General features: G+C 68.5%; 19 protein-coding genes. 15 read left to right on the plus strand and 4 right to left on the minus strand.

What is annotated here, in order from left to right:
• Positions 1 to 37 precede the first annotated feature (37 nt).
• From BLS42_RS11965 to BLS42_RS12005, 9 genes are all read left to right on the plus strand, one after another.
• Positions 38 to 1,078, plus strand: coding sequence for a tetratricopeptide repeat protein (locus BLS42_RS11965; protein WP_090581430.1), 1,041 nt, complete (start codon positions 38 to 40; stop codon positions 1,076 to 1,078).
• Complete coding sequence (locus BLS42_RS11970; protein ID WP_090581432.1) at positions 1,078 to 2,178, plus strand: NADH:flavin oxidoreductase/NADH oxidase; 1,101 nt, start codon at positions 1,078 to 1,080, stop codon at positions 2,176 to 2,178. The genes BLS42_RS11965 and BLS42_RS11970 overlap by 1 nt, the downstream gene beginning before the upstream one ends.
• Before the next feature lie 100 nt (positions 2,179 to 2,278).
• Positions 2,279 to 3,073, plus strand: coding sequence for an ABC transporter ATP-binding protein (locus BLS42_RS11975; RefSeq protein WP_090581434.1), 795 nt, complete (start codon positions 2,279 to 2,281; stop codon positions 3,071 to 3,073).
• The gene (locus BLS42_RS11980) at positions 3,055 to 4,626 is read left to right on the plus strand and encodes a transporter (RefSeq protein WP_090581436.1); all 1,572 of its coding nucleotides are present in this window, start codon (positions 3,055 to 3,057) and stop codon (positions 4,624 to 4,626) included. The genes BLS42_RS11975 and BLS42_RS11980 overlap by 19 nt, the downstream gene beginning before the upstream one ends.
• A gap of 59 nt (positions 4,627 to 4,685) precedes the next feature.
• Entirely contained in the window at positions 4,686 to 5,468 is a 783-nt protein-coding gene (gene nagB, locus BLS42_RS11985; protein WP_090581438.1) for a glucosamine-6-phosphate deaminase, read from the plus strand.
• Positions 5,469 to 5,528: 60 nt separating this feature from the next.
• The gene (locus tag BLS42_RS11990) at positions 5,529 to 5,846 is read left to right on the plus strand and encodes a DUF3039 domain-containing protein (protein WP_371129562.1); all 318 of its coding nucleotides are present in this window, start codon (positions 5,529 to 5,531) and stop codon (positions 5,844 to 5,846) included.
• Between the two features lie 283 nt (positions 5,847 to 6,129).
• Positions 6,130 to 7,917, plus strand: coding sequence for a DEAD/DEAH box helicase (locus BLS42_RS11995; protein ID WP_090581443.1), 1,788 nt, complete (start codon positions 6,130 to 6,132; stop codon positions 7,915 to 7,917).
• Positions 7,918 to 8,024: 107 nt separating this feature from the next.
• Positions 8,025 to 9,254 carry an MFS transporter gene (locus BLS42_RS12000; protein WP_090581446.1) on the plus strand — a complete coding sequence of 410 codons (1,230 nt, stop codon included), beginning with the start codon at positions 8,025 to 8,027 and terminating at the stop codon, positions 9,252 to 9,254.
• A gap of 3 nt (positions 9,255 to 9,257) precedes the next feature.
• On the plus strand, positions 9,258 to 9,617 hold the full coding sequence (locus BLS42_RS12005; RefSeq protein WP_256336432.1) for an ArsR/SmtB family transcription factor: 360 nt from the start codon (positions 9,258 to 9,260) through the stop codon (positions 9,615 to 9,617).
• A gap of 180 nt (positions 9,618 to 9,797) precedes the next feature.
• Here the strand turns inward: BLS42_RS12005 and BLS42_RS12010 are convergent, their stop codons facing one another.
• The 3 genes from BLS42_RS12010 to BLS42_RS12020 all read right to left on the minus strand — a co-directional run bounded on the left by BLS42_RS12010 (position 9,798) and on the right by BLS42_RS12020 (position 12,272).
• The gene (locus tag BLS42_RS12010; RefSeq protein ID WP_090581447.1) at positions 9,798 to 10,145 is read right to left on the minus strand and encodes a hypothetical protein; all 348 of its coding nucleotides are present in this window, start codon (positions 10,143 to 10,145) and stop codon (positions 9,798 to 9,800) included.
• Between the two features lie 138 nt (positions 10,146 to 10,283).
• Positions 10,284 to 10,943 carry an isochorismatase family protein gene (locus BLS42_RS12015; protein WP_090581449.1) on the minus strand — a complete coding sequence of 220 codons (660 nt, stop codon included), beginning with the start codon at positions 10,941 to 10,943 and terminating at the stop codon, positions 10,284 to 10,286.
• Positions 10,944 to 12,272 (minus strand): nicotinate phosphoribosyltransferase, encoded by a 1,329-nt coding sequence (locus tag BLS42_RS12020; protein ID WP_256336433.1) that lies wholly within the window; start codon positions 12,270 to 12,272, stop codon positions 10,944 to 10,946.
• A 37-nt stretch (positions 12,273 to 12,309) separates the two neighbouring features.
• Between BLS42_RS12020 and clpS the strand changes: the two genes are divergently transcribed.
• From clpS to rdgB, 6 genes are all read left to right on the plus strand, one after another.
• Positions 12,310 to 12,675, plus strand: a complete 366-nt coding sequence (clpS, locus tag BLS42_RS12025; protein ID WP_090581451.1) for an ATP-dependent Clp protease adapter ClpS — start codon at positions 12,310 to 12,312, stop codon at positions 12,673 to 12,675.
• Positions 12,668 to 13,234: a DUF2017 domain-containing protein gene (locus BLS42_RS12030; RefSeq protein WP_090581453.1), complete on the plus strand. Its 567-nt coding sequence runs from the start codon at positions 12,668 to 12,670 to the stop codon at positions 13,232 to 13,234. Before clpS ends, BLS42_RS12030 begins: the two co-directional genes overlap by 8 nt.
• An 85-nt stretch (positions 13,235 to 13,319) precedes the next feature.
• A complete protein-coding gene (gene murI, locus BLS42_RS12035; RefSeq protein ID WP_256336434.1) occupies positions 13,320 to 14,357 on the plus strand; it encodes a glutamate racemase in 1,038 nt (345 codons plus the stop codon).
• Positions 14,354 to 15,151, plus strand: coding sequence for an MBL fold metallo-hydrolase (locus BLS42_RS12040; RefSeq protein WP_090581456.1), 798 nt, complete (start codon positions 14,354 to 14,356; stop codon positions 15,149 to 15,151). Before murI ends, BLS42_RS12040 begins: the two co-directional genes overlap by 4 nt.
• Before the next feature lie 53 nt (positions 15,152 to 15,204).
• Positions 15,205 to 15,963 (plus strand): ribonuclease PH, encoded by a 759-nt coding sequence (rph, locus tag BLS42_RS12045; protein WP_090581458.1) that lies wholly within the window; start codon positions 15,205 to 15,207, stop codon positions 15,961 to 15,963.
• Complete coding sequence (rdgB, locus tag BLS42_RS12050; RefSeq protein WP_090581460.1) at positions 15,960 to 16,637, plus strand: RdgB/HAM1 family non-canonical purine NTP pyrophosphatase; 678 nt, start codon at positions 15,960 to 15,962, stop codon at positions 16,635 to 16,637. Before rph ends, rdgB begins: the two co-directional genes overlap by 4 nt.
• Positions 16,638 to 16,721: 84 nt before the next feature.
• On the opposite strand, the gene BLS42_RS12055 is transcribed toward rdgB, so the two are convergent.
• The gene (locus tag BLS42_RS12055) at positions 16,722 to 17,489 is read right to left on the minus strand and encodes a VTT domain-containing protein (RefSeq protein ID WP_090581462.1); all 768 of its coding nucleotides are present in this window, start codon (positions 17,487 to 17,489) and stop codon (positions 16,722 to 16,724) included.
• Positions 17,490 to 17,508: the final 19 nt, after the last annotated feature.

The following is a 17,508-nucleotide window of genomic DNA, read 5'->3' on the forward strand; positions in this document are numbered from 1 at the left end:
TGGCGCCGGGCAGGACATCACTGGCTAGAGTGGAGCTATGACTACGCCAGCTTCCCGCCCGGTCCCGCCAGTTGCCGCCAGCCCGCTGAACCTGCGCGGCGCCGTCGATCTCTCCGCCCTGAAACAGAGGCCGGCATCGTCCTCTCCGGCACCGTCCTCTCCGGCACCGTCCGGTGCAGGACCTGCGGCCCCCGGCCCGGCAGGCTCCGCTGGAGCCCCCGCACCGGCAGCCGGTGCCGCCGACCGCTCCGGCCGGCCGCTGCGCGTGGACGTGACCGAGGGCAACTTCCAGGATCTCGTGGAGCTCTCGGCCCAGGTGCCCGTGGTGATCGCCCTCTGGGCCTCCTACTCGCCAGGCTCCGGCCAGCTGGTGGAGGTCCTCGAAGGCATCGTCGAGAGCTACGAGGGCAGGCTGGTCCTCGGGGCCGCGGACATCGACGTCTTCCCGGAACTTGCCCAGGCCTTCCAGGTCCAGGCCGTTCCCACCGCCGTCGCCGTCGTCAAGGGCCAGCCCGTTCCGCTCTTCCAGGGCGGCGCGGACGAACAGCAGGTACGCAGCCTGTTCGACGAACTCCTCAAGGTCGCGGCCGCCAACGGCGTGACCGGACAGATTGGCGCCGGCGGTCCCGGTAGCGGGGAACCGGAAGCCCCGCCGCTGCCGCCGCTGCATCAGGCAGCGTTCGACGCGATCGAGGCCGGCGACTACGCGGCCGCGGCCGCCGCCTACCGGCAGGCCCTGAATGAGATGCCCGCCGATGCAGAGGCCAAGGCCGGCCTGGCGCAGGTGGAACTCATGGGGCGCCTGCAGTCCTTCTCCGGGCCCGAGGCAGATGCCCTCCGCCGGCTCGCCGCCGACGAGCCGGACAACCTCGAGGCCCAGCTCGGCGTTGCGGACCTCGACATCGCCGGCGGCCACATCGAGGACGGCCTCGGCCGGATCGTGACGTTCATTGGCCGGAACTTCGGCCCGGAACGGGAGACCGCCCGGGTCCGGCTGCTGGAACTCTTTGATGTCGTCGGCTCCGGTGACGAGCGTGTCGCCAAGGCCCGCCAGGGACTGGCCCGGGTGCTGTTCTAGTGGGATCGGCACTTTTCGCGCCGCTGGACCTGAGGTCCCTGCGGCTGCAACACCGTGGCTGGGTGTCCCCGATGTGCCAGTACAGCTGCGAGCCTGAGACGGGCGAGGGCGTGCCCACCGACTGGCACCTCATGCACCTGGGCTCCTTCGCCACCGGGGGAGCGGCGCTCATCCTCACGGAGGCCAACTCCGTGAACGCCGCGGGCAGGATCAGCCCCCGCGACGCAGGCCTTTACAACGACGACCAGGCCGCGGCCTGGGAACGCATCACCTCCTTCGTGCACCGCCACGGCACCGCGGAGACCAAGATCGGTACGCAGCTGGCGCACGCGGGCCGGAAGGCGTCGTCCTACTGGCCCTTCTCCGGCAAGACGGGCAGCGTGCCGGCATCCGAGGGCGGCTGGGACACCGTGGGTCCCGGCACCGGCGCGTTCGACGGTTACGCGCCGCCGTCGGCCATGACCGAAGCGCAGATTGACGGCGTGATCGCCGATTTTGCCGCCGCCGCAGTGCGGGCCGTCGACGCCGGGTTCGACACGATCGAAATCCATGGCGCCCACGGCTACCTGCTGCACCAGTTCCAGAGCCCGCTGGTCAACGACCGCACGGATCGCTGGGGCGGGGACGAGACGGGCCGGAACAGGCTGACGCTTGCCGTGGTGGACGCCGTCCGCGCGGTCATCCCGGACTCCATGCCCCTGTTGCTGCGGATCTCGGCCGCGGACTGGGCGCCGGGCGGGATCGAGGTCGAGGCCTCGGTCCGGATGGCCGGCGCCGCCGCGGAGCGCGGAGTGGACCTGGTGGACGTTTCCAGCGGCGGGGCCGTTGCCCACCAGCAGATTCCCGTTGGCCCCGGCTACCAGACCGGGTTCTCCGCCCGGATCCGGCGCGAAGCCGGAGTCAGGACCGGTACCGTGGGACTCTTGACCTCGGCCGGGCAGGCCGAGCACGCGGTGGCCACCGGCCAGGCCGATGGCGTGTTCATAGCCCGTGCCGCGCTGCGGGACCCGCACTGGTGGCTGCGCGCCGCGTTCGAGCTCGGCCATGACCTTGCGTGGCCGCCGCAGTACGAGCGCGCCATACCCCGGCATTTGTTCTAGCACGCCCGGTCGCGGAGCCGGTTCCCGGCGCGGGAACCGCGAGGAAAACTCAGTCTTGCGGACGATCCTTTTGGCGCCGGCGGAGCGTTAGTCTGGCGTCATGACATTCCAGCCCCCGGTGCCGCCCGGCACGTCTTCGCCGGTTCCTGCCCTGTCCCTGCTCGGCCTCGCCAAGCGCTTCGGCGACAAAATCGCCGTCGATGGCATCAGCTTGGATGTTCCGGCCGGCTCTTTCTACGGGGTGGTCGGCCCCAACGGCGCCGGCAAGACCACCACTTTGTCCATGGCAACCGGCCTGCTGCGCCCCGATTTCGGGACCGCGCTGGTCCACGGCGTCGACGTCTGGCAGCATCCGCTGGAGGCCAAGAAGCTGATGGGGATCCTGCCCGACGGCGTCCGGCTTTTCGACCGCCTGAGCGGCGAGCAGCTGGTCACCTACGCCGGCCTGCTGCGCGGGATGGACCGGGAGATGGTGGCGTCGCGGGTTGCGGAGCTGCTCGCAGCACTGGACCTGGGCAGTGACGCCGGCACGCTGGTGGTGGACTACTCCGCCGGCATGACCAAGAAGATCGCGCTGGCCTCGGCGTTGATCCACGCACCACGGCTACTGGTCCTCGACGAGCCGTTCGAATCGGTGGATCCCATCTCCGCGGCGAACATCCGCGACATCCTGGACCGCTATGTTGCCTCGGGCGGAACGGTGATCGTCTCCAGCCACGTCATGGACCTGGTCCAGCGCATGTGCGACCACGTCGCCGTCGTCGCCGGCGGCCGGGTCCTCGCCGCCGGAACCGTGGAGGAGGTCCGTGCCGGGGCCAGCCTCGAGGACCGCTTCGTGCAGCTCGTTGGCGGCCGGAACCACACGGAAGGGCTGGAATGGTTGCGCACCTTCTGAGGCTCAAGCTGACCCTGCTGCGCAACAGCGTCCGGCGCAGCCCCTGGCAGCTTGTAGGCCTCGGGATCGGCACCCTGTATGCCTTGGGAATCGTGGGCGTTTGTGTGGCCGGGCTGTTCGTCCTGCGCGGCCAGGAGGTCGAACTTGCCCAGACCGTGGTGGTTCTGGGCGGCGCGACGGCACTGCTGGGCTGGGCCATCATCCCCGTCGCGGTCTCCGCCGCGGACATGACCCTGGACCCTGCCCGTTTCACTACCTTCGCCGTGCCCATGCCGCAGCTGCTGGCAGGGCTGGCGCTGGGCGGCCTGATCGGCATTCCGGGCCTCGCAACCTCGCTCGTTGCGCTTGCGACCGTGGGTACCTGGTCCCGCAGCCTGCCGGCCGCGGCCGGCGCCCTCGTGGGTGCCGTGCTGGGCGTGCTGAGCTGCGTTGTGCTCTCCAAGGTCGTGACCACGGCTACCGCCGGCCTGGCAAGCTCCCGGCGCTTCAAGGACATCAGCGCCGTGGCCTTCCTCATTCCGCTCGTGCTCACCGGCCCCATTGTGGCCGGCATCGCGCGGGGCATCGCGGGTTCGGGCGATTTCCTGGTCGGCCTGGCCCGGATGCTGTCCTGGACGCCGGCCGGGGCGGCCTTCGCGCTCGGCGGCGAGCTCGCCGCCGGCAACTACGCGGCCGCGGCCGTGAAATTCCTCATCGCCGTGGCCACACTGGCGGGCCTTGCCCTGGCGTGGAAGGTCTTGTTGCAGCGCGCCCTGGTGACCCCGCCCTACGCCGGAACATCCAAGCGGCGGACCGGCGGCGCGGGCCTGTTCAGGCTGCTCCCGGCGACACCGGCCGCCGCCGTCGCCGCGAGGTCCCTGTACTACTGGCTGCGTGATCCCCGCTACGCCGGCGCGCTCGTGGTGGTTCCGCTTCTGCCGGTGCTGTTCCTGTTCCAGGGCAGCCAGAGCGGGTTCTACGGCCCGTTCCAGTTTGTCGGGCCGTTGACGGCGTTCCTCCTGGCCTGGTCGATCTCCACGGACGTTTCCTATGACAGCACTGCCTTCGCCCTGCATGTGGCCACCGGTGTGCGCGGCGCCGACGACCGGCTCGGCCGGGCACTGGCGTGCATGAGCTTCGCGCTGCCCGTGGTGCTCATCTTCAGCGTCGGACCGTTCTTCTTCACCGGCGACTGGGACAAGCTGCCCGCGGTCCTTGGCCTCTCGCTCGGCGTCCTCTTCACCGGCCTGGGCCTGGCCTCGGTGATCTCGGCGCGCTACACCGTGAGCGTCCCGCTGCCGGGAGACAGCCCGTTCAAGAAACCGCCGGGCAATGTGGCCCAGACCCTCGCCGTGCAGTTCGGCGGCATGGCCGTCCTCATGGTCCTGGTGGCGCCCGAAGTGGCGCTCGTGGCCGCGCAGTTCATCACCGGCAGCCCCGTGCCGGGCTGGGTCACGCTGGTCCTCGGACCCGTGCTGGGCCTCGCGCTGTTCGCCGCCGGCGTGCGGGCCGGCGGAGCATGGCTGGACCGGCGGGGGCCGGAGTTGCTGGCACAACTGGCCGTCAACCGCTGACGGGTGCATGCTGGGAGTGCGCATTCCCGAACACCAGGTAGGCCAGTAAAGGCAGGATCATGGAAGTTGTCATCCTTCCCGGCCGCAGGCAGATCGCAGCACTGGCGGCGGATGCGGTGGAGGCCCTGCTTCGCCGCAAGCCCGACGCCGTGCTGGGCCTGGCGACCGGGTCCACGCCGCTGCCGATCTACGGCGAGCTGGCCCTGCGGCATGAGCGCGACGGCCTGGACTTCAGCCAGGCCCGCGCCTTCGCCCTGGACGAATACGTGGGACTGCCCGCCGGCCACCCGGAGTCCTACCGCCAGGTGATCGCGCGCGAATTCACCGCACGCGTGAACATCAGCCCGGCCAACGTCCACCTGCCCGACGGCGCCGCGGCGGACATCCCGGCGGCCTGCCGGGCCTATGAAGACGCCATCCGCGATGCCGGGGGAATGGACCTGCAGCTCCTCGGCGTCGGAACGGACGGTCACATCGGGTTCAACGAACCGGGCTCGTCGCTGGCGTCCCGGACGCGGATCAAGACCCTGATTGAGCAGACACGCCGGGACAACGCACGGTTTTTCGGCAGCCTGGCCGACGTGCCGCACCACGTCCTGACCCAAGGCCTCGGCACCATCCTGGATGCCCGCCACGTCATCCTGGTCGCCACCGGTGCGCAAAAGGCCCAGGCCGTCCGGGATCTCGCGGAGGGCCCCGTCGCCGCTATCTGTGCGGCCTCCGTGCTGCAGCTGCACCCGCACGCCACCATCCTCCTGGACGAAGCGGCGGCGTCGTCGCTCCGGCTGGCGGATTACTACCGCCACAGCTATGACCACAAACCTGCCTGGCAGGGCCTTTAGGCTCCGGCGCCGGCATCCCAAAGGTCCGGCGGCGGACTTCCAACGGCTAAGATGGGTGTCATGACTAGCATGACCGATCCTCTCGAAAACGATCCGATGCGGGAGCTCTCCGGAGCCGGGACGTCAACGGCCACGATCGAGCGCGAAGAACTGCGCCAGGAAGTTGAGCCCGGTGACCGGGAGCGCTTCTCGCACTACGTGCGCAAGGAAAAGATCATGGAATCCGCGCTGAGCGGTGACCCGGTCATCGCGCTCTGCGGCAAGGTCTGGACACCGGGCCGGGACCCGCAGAAGTTCCCCGTCTGCCCTGAATGCAAGGAAGTCTACGAGGGCCTGCGCCCCGGGAACGACGGCGGCAAGGGCTCCGGCGACAAGTAACGGCAATTAACGGAACAAACAGGTTCCGTTAGCCGTCACTGGGCGGCGTTTCTTTATGGGGCTGCTCTTTATGGCACTGCGCCGTTGCGCGCCGAATTTCCTGTTCTGCAGTTCCCCTGTTCCTGTTCCCTGCTGTCCTGCTCTCCTGCTTGCCGGTCCATGTTGTCCGGGCACTGCCCTGTGCGGGGTTCCGCCCTACGGTCCATCCGAAAAAGATTGGTGTTTTTGTGCTTAATTGGGTTTCTCCGTCGGCTGGAGCCATGCGCGGTTGGAGGGCGCCTCAATGACAGAGACACTTTTCGGCGGACCCACGCTTCCCCCCGCCTATCCCGAGCGGGCTGCCTGGGGCACCGCCCCCAAACTGCGCGCCTGGCAGCAGGAGGCGCTGGACAGCTACTTCAGCCTCCATCCCAAGGATTTCCTTGCTGTCGCGACCCCCGGCGCGGGTAAGACCACGTTCGCCCTGCGTGTGGCGTCCATGCTCATCGATTCCGGTGTGGTCAACCGCGTGACCATCGTGGCCCCCACCGACCACCTGAAGCGCCAGTGGGCCGACGCCGCGGCCCGCGTAGGTATCGCGATCGACCCGAACTTCAAGAACGCCGACGGCCAGCACGGCCGCGGGTTCATCGGCGTCGCCGTGACCTACGCCCAGGTGGCCAGCAAGCCCATGCTGCACCGGGCCAAGACCGAGGCCGCCCGCACGCTGGTGATCCTGGACGAAATCCACCACGGCGGCGAGGCGCTGTCCTGGGGCGACGGCCTCCGCGAGGCGTTCGACCCCGCGGCCCGCCGGCTGTCCCTGACCGGTACCCCGTTCCGCTCCGACACGTCGCCCATCCCGTTCGTGGAATATGCCGAGGACCGCGACGGGATCCGGCGCTCCAAGGCCGACTACACCTACGGCTACGGCAAGGCGCTGCGCGACCATGTGGTCCGCCCGGTCATGTTCATGGCGTACTCGGGCCAAATGCGCTGGCGCACGAGCGCCGGGGACGAAATGGCCGCCTCGCTCGGAGAGTCGGCCGTCACGAAAGACATCACCTCGCAGGCCTGGCGCACCGCGCTGAACCCGGCCGGCGAATGGATCCCCGCCGTCCTTGCCGGCGCGGACAAACGCCTCAGCGAAGTCCGGCGCAGCGTCCCGGATGCAGGCGGCCTGGTCATCGCCACCGACCATGACGACGCCCGCGCGTACGCCGGCCAGCTGAAGAAGATCACCGGCGAATCGCCCACCGTCATCCTCTCCGACGATGCCAAGGCCTCCAGCAAGATCGAGGAATTCACCGCCAGCGAGAAGCGCTGGATGGTGGCTGTCCGGATGGTCTCCGAAGGCGTGGACGTTCCGCGGCTGTCCGTCGGCGTTTATGCCACCTCGACCTCCACTCCGCTGTTCTTCGCCCAGGCGGTGGGGCGCTTCGTGCGTGCCCGCAAGCGCGGCGAGACGGCGTCGGTCTTCCTGCCTTCGGTGCCGCAGCTGATGGCGCTGGCCAACTCGATGGAGGCCGAGCGCGACCACGCCCTGGACCGGCCGGAGAAGGAAGACAGCGACGGTCTCTTCAATCCTGAGGACTCGCTCATGGACGAGGCGAACAGGGAGGAGAAGGCCTCCGACTCCCTGATGAAGGGCAAGTTCGAGGCACTCGACTCCCAGGCGTCCTTTGACCGGGTGCTCTTCGACGGCGGCGAGTTCGGCACCGGCGGGGAGGTGGGCTCGGAGGACGAGCTCGACTTCCTCGGAATCCCCGGCCTGCTGGACGCTGAACAGGTCGGCACGCTGTTGCGCCAGCGCCAGCACGAACAGCTGAACCGGAAGAACAAGCGCTCCCCGCAGGCGGACGCCGTACCTGCGGCAGCCCCGGCCATGCCGGATCACCGGATGCTCATGGACCTGCGCACCGAGCTGGCCAAAAACGTGGCGGCCTGGTCAGCCCGCACCGGGACCCCGCACGGCGTCGTCCACACCAAACTCCGGACCGTCTGCGGCGGCCCGGCCGTTGCGCAGGCCAACGAGGCGCAGCTGCAGACCCGCCTGCGGAAGCTGCAGGACTGGTTCATCGGCAGGAAGTAGCCGCCGGCACGTCATTGAGCGTGTGCGAGGGTCTCTGATCTGCACTAGTCTAACAAGTGCATACGTAAGCACTTATTGATTTGTGGTGCTGGTCCAGAGGAGTCCCGTTGATTGAAGTCCTGGCCGTTCCGGCCTACCGCAAGCTGTTTTCGGCACAGGTCGTGGCCCTGCTCGGCACCGGGCTGCTGACGGTCGCCCTCGGGCTGCTGGCGTTCGATCTGGCGGGCGGCCAGGCCGGGGCGGTGCTGGGAACGGCGTTGACCATCAAGATGCTCGCCTATGTCTTCGTTGCCCCGCTGATGGCGGCCCTGGTGGAGCGGCTGCCGAAGAAGGCGGTGCTGGTCGGCGCGGACCTGATCCGTGCCGGCATCGCGCTGATGCTGCCGATCGTGGACCAGGCCTGGCAGATCTACGTGCTGGTGTTTGTCCTGCAGAGCGCCTCGGCGACGTTCACGCCGGCGTTCCAGTCCCTGATCCCGGTGGTGCTGCCCGATGAACGGCACTACACCAGGGCATTGTCGCTCTCGCGGCTGGCGTATGACCTGGAATCCTTGCTCAGCCCGGCGCTGGCCGCAGCATTGCTGACCGTGCTGTCCTTCCACGAGCTGTTCCTCGGGACCGTGGCCGGCTTCCTGTTCTCCGCGGCCCTAGTGGTCACGACCAGGCTGCCAGGAGCCCCCGCACTGAAGCAGGAAGGTTCGCTGTGGCACCGCACCACCCTGGGTGCGCGGATCTTCGCCCGGACACCTGAATTGCGGGGTTTGATGGCCCTGAACCTGGCCGTGGCAGCCGCGACGGCCCTGGTGCTGGTCAACACCGTCGTCTACGCACGGGACATGTTCGGCGGGTCCAACGCCGACGTCGCGATCGCCCTGGCCTGCTTCGGCGCCGGATCCATGATCGTCGCCCTCACCGCCCCGAAGATCCTGGACAGGATCCCGGACCGCCCTTTCATGCGGATCGGAGCCGTTCTGCTTTCCCTCGGCCTGATCGGGGCGTTCGCGGTGCTCGCGGTGCCGGGCACCTGGCCGCTCCTGCCGTGCCTCTGGGTGGTACTCGGGGCCGGAACATCGATGATCAACACCCCCTCGGCGCGGCTTCTTCGCCGCGCCGCGACGGACAATACCCGCTCCTACATCTTCACCGCGCAGTTTTCCCTCTCCCACGCCTGCTTCATGATCACCTACCCCATCGCAGGCTGGATCGGCGCCGCCGCCGGCCAGCCCGTGGCCGCCGCCGTCCTGGCCGCAGTCGCTACAATCAGTACTGTGGCGGCGCTGAAATTCTGGCCCGCCGCGGCCAGGACCGGTCCTGTGCTGGAAACCATGAAGGGGTGAACGGTGGACAACTCCCAACGCATCCCGGCCGCGAGTCTCCACCACCCCGACGCACCGGATGCCCGCCGGCTGGACGCGGCCACTTCGACCTTCAGGATGCTCTCGGACCCCACCCGGCTCCACCTCCTCTGGCTCCTCGCCCAGGAACCCTCAGACGTGAGTTCCCTAGTGGAGCAGACCGGGGCATCCCGGACCTCCGTCAGCCAGCACCTGGCCAAACTGCGCTTCAGCGGACTCGTCACCACCCGGAAGCACAGCCGCCGCGTCGTCTACAGCATCGCCGACGGACACCTGACCCGACTGGTCATGGAAGGCCTGAACCACGCCGACCACAAAGTCACCGGCGAACCCGCCCACGACTGACCCTCCGTCCCGCCGGTGGGGATCTGACAGACACCTTCCGCCCGGCGCCGAGCAGATCATGGGAAAACGGACCGATGGCTCCGGTCCAGTTAGGAATCGAATTCCAGCACGCTGGCATGACAAGGCGGCACTTACTGAACAATTTCTGCTGCAGCAGCCGCGCGGATGGCCGCGGTTTGGTTACTGCCCCGTGCCGCAGACCTGGCCGTAGGTCTGTCCTGCCGCGCTGTAGTCGGCCTTCATGTCCTCGAGCTTGGCGGTGTCCGGGGTGGGCTTGGCCGCCTCGTCAAAGTATTCGATGATGGTCTGCAGCGGATCCCGCAGGTCCTCGGAGGCCGCCGCCTTGATGGGCCGCAGCTGGTTGGCGACCCTGGTCATGCCGGCCTTGTCCGACGTGGCCGACTGAGCGGAGACGACGGTCTTGACCCGGGCGCAGGTTTCCTCGTTGGTCAGCTGCGGCGTGGCCGAGCAGCCGGCCGCGCCGAGCAGCGCTCCGGCGGCAATCAGAACGGTCAGGGTCTTCTTCATGGTGTACTCCGGGGTTCTACGGGTCGGTCAATATTGCAAGACTGGCGATAGGGCAAGGATTTCGAGTCTACTGCGGCGGCGGCCTTTTCCCGCCAGCCGTTAAGGCCCACCCGGCTCCCCGGGCGGGGGCGTTGGCGCTCAGAGGACATCGACGCCGCCGAGCTCCATCTCGGCCACGGCGTCATCCAGGTCTTCGCCGATGCCGACCGTCAAACCGCGCAGCACCGTGACGGAGTAGCCGGCCTGGACTGCGTCCAGGGCGGTCGCCTTGACGCAGTAATCCGTGGCGATCCCCACCACCACGATGTCCTCGACGTCGTGGCTCTGCAGCCAGTCGTCCAGTCCGATCGCGTCCTCGTCAGCGGCGAAGGGACTCACTGAGTTTTCGGTGTCGGAACCGGTGCCGGAAACGGGCATGGCGCCGGGCTTGCGGTCCCCGGTGGGGACGTCGTCTTCAGGGGCCAGGAGCCCTTCGAAGCCGGAGTACGCCGCGGCGAACTGGCCCTTGCGGAAGTACGCCTGGATGTGTTCGGGATCGAGATCTGGGTGCAGATCGGCTCCGCGGGTGCCCGCCACGCAGTGCGGCGGCCAGCTGTCCACGAGATCAGGTTCCTCCGAGAAATGCGCACCGGGATCGATGTGCCAGTCCTGGGTGGCCAGGACGTGGTCAAACTGGCCGTGGTGTGCGTCAACGTACTCGCTGATCTCCCCGGCGAGGCCCGCCCCGCCGGGGACGGGCAGGGCACCGCCCTCACAGAAATCGTTTTGGACGTCAACGATGATCAGGGCGCGGGACATTTAGTCCTCCTCGTAGATGGTGGGGATGGCCGCCTCGCCGCGCTGCAGCCGGTTGACCACCGCGGGAAGCTCCCGCATGGTCTCCGCGTGGCGCCGGCGCGCGCGCTGGACCCCCTCGGGGCCGGTCCACCCGGGCAGGAGCTCGCCGTTCTTGACGAACTGCTCCAGCAGCGGACGGTCGTTGCCGTCGTCCTCCGGGTGGTGGCCGACGCCGACGATTTCCGCGGTGGCGGTCCCGCGCTCGTTGAGCTTGCGCAGCGCGTACTTCCGGCCGCCCTTGCTGGCTTTGTTCTTGGCGGCCTTGGCGACGGAGATGAAATCGCCGGCATCGTCGGTGCGGCTGACGAGCTTGTAGACCATGCTCGCCGTTGGTGCGCCGGAACCGGTCACCAGCGAGGTGCCCACACCATAGGAGTCCACCGGAGCGGACGCCAACGCCGCGATGGCGAACTCGTCGAGGTCTGAGGTCACCACGATCTTGGTGTGGTCGTTGCCGAGCTCGTCGAGCAGCTGCCGGACCCACTGGGCCTGGGCCACGAGGTCGCCGGAGTCCAGCCGGACAGCGCCCAGCTTGTCCCCGGCGAGGTCGACGGCGGTGCGGACGGCCGTTTCGACGTCGTACGTGTCCACCAGGAGGGACGTGTCCGGCCCGAAGGCGGCAATCTGGGCCTCGAAGGCCTCACGCTCGGTGTCATGGAGGAGGGTGAAGGAGTGGGCGGCCGTGCCCACCGTCTTCAGCCCGTAGCGCAATCCGGCCTCCAGATTGGAGGTGCTGTCGAACCCGGCAATGACCGCGGCCCGGGCGGCGGCGGCCGCCGATTCCTCGTGCGTCCGGCGCGACCCCATCTCGATGCAGGGGCGGGTTCCGGCCGCGGAGATCATCCGGGAGGCGGCCGAGGCGATCGCGCAGTCGTGGTTGAGCACGGAGAGCAGGTACGTCTCAAGGATGCAGGCCTCGGCGAACGTGGACTCCACGATCAGCACGGGGGAGTTCGGGAAGTAGGCTTCGCCCTCCGGGTAGCCCCAGATGTCGCCGGAAAAGCTGTAATCTGCCAGATACTCCAGCGTCTGGTCGTTGACCACTTTAGTCCGGCGCAGGTAGTCCAGTTCCGGCTCGCCGAAGCGGAAGTTCGCGATCCCCTCCAGCAGGCGGCCGGTGCCTGCCACGATCCCGTAGCGGCGCCCGTCCGGCAGCCTCCGGGCAAAGGCCTCGAAGATCGATTTCCGGTGGGCCGCGCCGGACTGCAGAGCACCCTGCAGCATGGTCAGCTCGTAATGGTCGGTGTACAGGGACGTGCGGGGACGGTCCCAGCCAGCGGAGGTACTCACAAATTCACTCTAGTGTGCATCCCCATAGAATGGACAGATGACCCTCAGCGTTGCGCTCGGCCCCGACACGCGGGAGAGCACCCAGACCGGAACAGTGACGTCCGGCGACGTCCTGACCGCCCCGGACATCCCCTGGAACCTCGTGATCTGGAATGATCCCGTGAACCTGATGAGCTACGTGAGCTTCGTGTTCCGCAGCTATTTCGGCTATTCGGAGGCCAAGGCCAACAAGCTCATGATGGAGGTCCACAAGAAGGGCCGCTCGATCGTGGCGCACGGCAGCAAGGAGCAGGTGGAGCAGCACGCCGTCGCCATGCATGGCTACGGCCTCTGGGCGACGGTGGAAAAGGCCACGGGCGGCAACGCCAGCGGTTCCGGCAAAGGCAAGGGAAAACGTGGCTAAGGCATTCAAGTACGGACTCAAGGGCATCAGGGGTCACCTCGAGCCGGCCGAGCGGGACCTGCTGCGCAGCCTCTTTGACGACGTGATCTCCATGCTTGAGCCGGAGGAGCGCGCCAACGAGGATCCGCTGGCCGCCCTGGTGGGCCTGGACACCGAAGCCCGCGAACCCTCGGACCGTGCCATGCGGCGGCTGTTGCCGAACGTGATGAAGAACGACGACGACGCCTCCCTTGAGTTCCGCCGGTACACCGAGCGGTCGCTGCGCGAAAACAAGATCGGCGCGCTGAAGGCGGCCGCCCTGAGCCTGGACCGGGACAACCTCATCCTGACCCCGGACGACGCCCGGCACTGGGCCACCGCGCTCAACGATGTCCGGCTGGTGCTGGCCGAACGCCTCGACATCCGTGACGACGCCGACGCCGACAACGTTCACCTCATGCAGGACTGGGCCCAGGCCGAGGACGTGGAAAGCTACCTGGCACTGGTGTACAACTTCACCACCTGGCTGCAGGAGTCGCTGGTCCAGGCCATGGTGCACTCGCTCGATGCCCGGCGCTGAGCCCAGGCGTGTGACCCATGAGACACGAGTTGCACACCACAATGTGATGGCTGCCCCGCAGGCGTTGTCCTATCCTCGAATAATCATGACTTCAGCATCGAGTATGGATCCGGCAGTGGCTGCTGCGGACTCCCCAGCAAGCAGCACCGCAACCGGCCCCACGGGACCCGAACCGGCATCCGAGCTGGGGTCGCGCCCCATTGGCGTCTTCGACTCCGGCGTCGGCGGCCTCACGGTGGCCCGGTCGATCATCGACCAGCTGCCCAACGAATCCATCCTGTATGTCGGCGACACCGCGCACGGCCCATACGGCCCGCTTCCCATCGCCGAAGTCCGGGCAAACGCCCTCGGCGTCATGGACGAGCTCGTGGATTCAGGCGTGAAGCTGCTGACCATCGCCTGCAACTCCGCGTCCGCCGCAGTGCTGCGCGACGCCCGCGAGCGGTACACGGCCCGGTACGGGATCCCTGTGATCGAAGTGATCCAGCCGGCGGTGCGGCGTGCCGTCGCAGCAACCCGGACGGGCCGGGTGGGCGTGATCGGGACCTCGGCCACGGTGGGCTCGCGCGCCTACGAGGACACCTTCGCCGCGGCTCCGGACCTGCAGATCACGTCAGTGGCATGCCCGGCGTTCGTGCCGTACGTGGAGGCCGGGATCACCACGGGACCGGAACTGCTTGCCGTCGCCCGCGATTACCTGGCGCCGCTCAAGGCCGCCGGGGTGGACACCGTGGTGCTCGGCTGCACCCACTACCCGCTGCTCACCGGCGTCATCTCCTATGTCATGGGCGAGGACGTCACGCTGGTTTCCAGCGCCGAGGAAACGGCCAAGGACGTCTACCGGGCTTTGGCCTCCCGGGGCCTCGAGCGCACCGACGCCACGGCTCCCGAACACAATTTCATTGCCACCGGCGACGCCGCCCAGTTCGAGCACCTCGCCCGGCGCTTCCTCGGCCCCGAGGTCCTCAGTGTCCGTCACGTCGACCACGTCGCGGCGCAGTACCCCACCGGCAGCCTCGCCCGGATCACGCCGGAGATGATCGCCGCCGCCCAGGCCGGCGCCGTCCGGCCGCGGATCTCCAACTTTGTGGGCGGATCCGCGGGCGGGGGAACACTGCTGTGAAGCTGACCATCGTGGGCTGTACCGGCTCCTTCCCGGGGCCGGGCTCGCCGGCGTCGTGCTATCTGCTAACCGCCAACGACGGCGAGCGGAACTGGAAGATCGTCCTGGACCTCGGCAGCGGGGCGCTCGGCGCCATCCAGCGCTACACGGACCTGGAGGACATTGACGCGATCTTCCTCACGCACCTGCACCCGGACCACTGCATGGACCTGTGCGGGCTCCACGTTGCCGTGCGCTGGAAGCCGGGCGGCTGGGGACGGGGCAGGATTCCGGTGTGGGGGCCCGCCGCCACGGCCGACCGGATGGCCACGGCGTACGGGCTGGACCTGGATCCGGGCATGCACGAGGAATTCGACTTCAGCAACTGGTCCGAGCGCAAGCCCGTGAGCGTCGGCCCGTTCACGGTGACGCCGTATGCGGTGAACCATCCGGTCGAGGAGGCCTACGCCCTCCGGGTGGAGGTCACCGAGCCTGCCAAGGACGGCCCGCCCGTGACCCGCGTCCTGAGCTATTCCGGGGACACGGACTCCTGCGCGGGCCTTGAGGACGCCGCCCGCGACGCCGACCTCTTCCTGTGCGAGGCGGCGTTCGAGGAAGGCCGCGACGACGGGATCAAGGACGTGCACCTGACCGGCAAGCGGGCGGGGGAGGCCGCCGTCGCCGCCGGAGCGCGCCGACTGCTGCTGACGCACATTCCCGTCTGGACGTCCCCGACCACCGTCCTGGCCGAGGCCAAGGACGTCTTCGGCAAGGACGTGGCCGTCGCCGTCGCGGGTGTGCACTACACCGTCTAGCGCGCGCTGACCGCCGGCGCGGGCGGGGGCGGGTGAGTCGATAAGCTAAAGGCATGACTTCCCAAGCTCCCAGTGTCCCCGTCATCCGCGCCGACGGCCGTACCCCCGACCAGCTGCGTCCGATCAGCATCACGCGCGGCTGGTCCAAGCAGGCCGAAGGTTCGGCCCTGATCGAGTTCGGCAACACCCGGGTCCTGTGCACGGCCTCCCTGACCGAAGGCGTGCCGCGCTGGCTCAAGGGCGAGGGCCGCGGCTGGGTCACCGCCGAATACGCCATGCTGCCCCGGGCCACGAACACCCGCTCCGACCGTGAATCGGTCAAGGGCAAGATCGGCGGCCGCACGCACGAGATTTCCCGGCTGATCGGCCGCTCGCTGCGCTCCATCATCGACACCAAGGCCCTCGGCGAGATCACGATCGTGCTGGACTGCGATGTCCTGCAGGCCGACGGCGGCACCCGCACCGCTGCCATCACCGGCGCCTACGTGGCACTGGCGGACGCCATCCGGTTCGCCCGCGAGAAGAAGATGATCGCCCGCAACGCCGAGCCCCTGATCGACACGATCGCCGCGGTCTCCGTCGGCATCATCGACGGCGTCCCGATGCTCGACCTGCCCTACGTCGAAGACGTGCGCGCCGAGACCGACATGAACGTTGTGGTGACCGGCTCCGGAAAGTTCGTGGAAGTCCAGGGCACCGCCGAGGGCGCACCCTTCGACCGCGACGAGCTGAACAAGCTGCTGGACCTGGCGCTGCTGGGCACGGAGCAGCTCGCAGCCATCCAGCGCGACACCTTGGCGGAGGCCCCGTGACGGAGGCGCCCTTCGCGGATCAGCCGGCAGGTGACGGCCCGGCCCCGCGGCTGGTCCTCGCCACCCACAACAAAGGCAAGCTCCGGGAACTGCGCGAGCTGCTGCGCGGCCAGGTGCCCGGCCTCGACGTCGACACGCAGGTGGTGGACGCCGGCGCCGTCGGCGCCCCGGACGTCGCCGAGACCGGCGTGACCTTCGCGGAAAACTCGCTGCTGAAGGCGCGGGCCGTGGCCGAGGCCACGGGGCTCGTTGCGATCGCCGATGACTCCGGACTTTCCGTGGACGTGCTTGGCGGCGCGCCCGGGATTTTCTCGGCCCGCTGGTCCGGCCGGCACGGCGACGACGCCGCGAACCTGCAGTTGCTGCTCGCCCAGCTGGCCGACGTGCCGGATGAGTACCGCGGCGCCGCGTTTGTCTGCGCCGCGGCCCTCGCGGTGCCCGGGTCCTCGCCCGACGGCGGCCGGGAAGTGGTGGAGTACGGACAGCTCGAAGGGACACTCCTGCGGGAGCCGCGCGGGGAGGGCGGCTTCGGCTACGACCCCGTCCTGCAGCCGAGCGGGCTGGACCGCAGCTGCGCCGAGCTCAGTGCCGACGAGAAGAACGCCATCAGCCATCGGGGCCATGCGTTCCGGGCGCTCCTGCCGGCCATCGTCGAGGCCCTGGCCGGGAAGTAGGCGGCCGCGCCGGCCATGCCTGGTGCAAGACGACGGAAGGCGCCCCACACGGTGGGGCGCCTTCGTTGTTAACTGCTGCTGGGGCTACGGGGTCCGGCGCTCTTCTTCCGGCTCATGCTCTTCGATGAACTCGTCCACGACGTCCGTGCCGTACTTCTCTGCCTGGCGCTTGGCGGCGGCGCCCCGGATGACCTCGATGGCGATCGGGATCACGGAGACCAGCACGATGGCGATGAAGATGATGTCCAGGTTGTCCTTGACCCACGGCACCTTGTCCCCGAGCAGGTAGCCGAGGAGCGTGACGCCGCCGCCCCACAGCACCGCGCCGATCACGTTGTAGGTGAAGAATTTGCGCTTGCTCATCTGCGCGACGCCCACGATCACCGGGACGAAGGTGCGGATGATCGGGACGAACCGGGCCAGGATCAGGGCCTTGCCGCCGTGCTTTTCGAAGAAGGCATGCGCGCTATCCACGTTTTCACGCTTGAACAGCTTGGAGTTTGGCCTGTTGAACAGGGCAGGTCCCGCCTTGGACCCAATCAGGTAGCCCACCTGGTTGCCGATAGTCGCGGCGACGATGATGAGCGCGGTCAGGACCCAGATGTTGACCTGGATGGTGCCGGTGGCCACGAGCAGCCCGGCCGTGAACAGCATGGAGTCCCCGGGCAGGAAGAAGCCGATCAACAGCCCGGTTTCGGCAAAGATGATGCCGCAGACAAGGAGGACCACCCACGGCGCGAAGGCCGGATTCGCCAGGAAAACCTGAGGGTTGAGCCAGTCTGGCAGGAAGGAGGCCAGCTGCGGCTGGACGGGGCCGGCACCGCCAAGGGCGGACACGGCGAGGTCGCTCATTGCTATTACATTCACTCGT

It is taken from the genome of Arthrobacter sp. ov407, assembly GCF_900102895.1.
In the GTDB taxonomy this organism is placed as follows: Bacteria; Actinomycetota; Actinomycetes; order Actinomycetales; family Micrococcaceae; genus Arthrobacter.